The following is a 1,387-nucleotide window of genomic DNA, read 5'->3' as shown; positions in this document are numbered from 1 at the left end:
CGAAGAGCTTGTTTACATAGCCGACCAGTGGTTGAATACGTGAGTTTAATACACTTGGGGGGAGAGGATTAGTCCGTGATTCAAGATTTTGATGAGATCAAGCGGCAGCTATCGGAGCTTTCTGAAGTCATAAATAAGTTCAACTCCGAAGCTGTTCAGCTTCGTATTGTCGAACTCATATTTGGCATCGATCAATCAGATGCGGACAAGAGCGTTCCTCCACCGGAGGCTCCACCCAAAACGCGTGGACGCAAAAAGCGCATTTCCAAACCATCGAAGGGCGAAACCACCGGAGCAGCGGAGACGGGCACGACAACTCAAAGAGGACGGAAGTCCGGTGGTTCTGCCAAGGGGGCGGTTTCGATACTTAACGATCTCGTAGAAGGCGATTTCTTCAAGAGCAATAGGACCATCAACGACATAGTCTCATATTGCGATCAAAGCCTTGCCCGTCGGTTTAAGGCCAGCGCATTCTCCGGTGCTTTGGCCAGACTGACACGGAGCGGTGCCCTAGAAAGGCAGAAGAACGCTGACGGGCAGTATGAATACCTCAAGAAATGAGACGCCTCTCGACGCTGCCCTCAAAAATGTCGATCAGAGATTCCGCTCCAAGCTGATTGACCAATATCTGAGCGTGAAGCGGTCGCTCGTCGAAGGTCGTGACGAAGCCGTCGGCATGTCTGCTGGTAAGTTTTGTGAGATAGTCCTTCGTTTCTTGCAGCAAGAAATCCACGGCGCCTATACCCCGTTCGGTCAAAGTATAAATAATTTCGCGAACGAGTGCCGAAAGCTTATTGAGGCGCAAGGCAGTACGGCCCCTGAAGCCATTCGTGTCGTGATGCCAAGGGCGCTCGTATTCATCTATACAATAAGGAATAAGCGTGGAATCGGCCACGTCGGCGGCGACGTGGATGCGAACCGCATCGACGCCATGACCATGGCCCGAAGCTGTGACTGGGTGACATGCGAGCTTATCCGGGTCTTCCATGGGCTTTCTCTGGGAGAGGCGCAGGACATTGTGGATGGGCTGTCGATCCGAACGATGCCAGACGTATGGGAAGTCGCTGGCAAAAAGCGGGTGCTGCGAAACGATCTATCTGCGAAGCAAAAGGTCTTGCTCCTCTCTCATCAGTCCGCTGACGGGGCCATCCTTGTGGAAGACCTTTGCGATTGGATCGAGTATTCAAATATGGGCGTCTTTAAATCGAAGGTTTTGACCCCGCTCCATAAGGAGCGGTTGATTGAGTATGACAGGGACGTGCTCACGGTGACTATATCACCGCTAGGGGTCAAGCTTGTTGAGGATACCATTCTTAGGCTGCAGACCACTTAGAACACCCGACGTCTGAGAATGCTCCTTTGGATTCTGGATCAGGTGCGCATAATT

General features: G+C 52.0%; 2 protein-coding genes. Both read left to right on the top strand.

Going from position 1 to position 1,387, the window contains the following annotated elements; translation table 11 throughout:
- Positions 1–75: 75 nt before the first annotated feature.
- Positions 76–561 carry a hypothetical protein gene (locus tag J0I64_RS15410; protein WP_291409814.1) on the top strand — a complete coding sequence of 162 codons (486 nt, stop codon included), beginning with the start codon at positions 76–78 and terminating at the stop codon, positions 559–561.
- Positions 542–1,333, top strand: coding sequence for a hypothetical protein (locus J0I64_RS15405; RefSeq protein WP_291409812.1), 792 nt, complete (start codon positions 542–544; stop codon positions 1,331–1,333). Before J0I64_RS15410 ends, J0I64_RS15405 begins: the two co-directional genes overlap by 20 nt.
- The last annotated feature ends 54 nt before the right edge of the window (positions 1,334–1,387 follow it).

The sequence above is a fragment of the Devosia sp. genome (assembly GCF_017307565.1).
Taxonomy (GTDB): Bacteria; Pseudomonadota; Alphaproteobacteria; order Rhizobiales; family Devosiaceae; genus Devosia.
The sequence above is the reverse complement of the archived record's forward strand: the minus strand, read 5'-3'. Positions and strand labels throughout refer to the sequence as shown.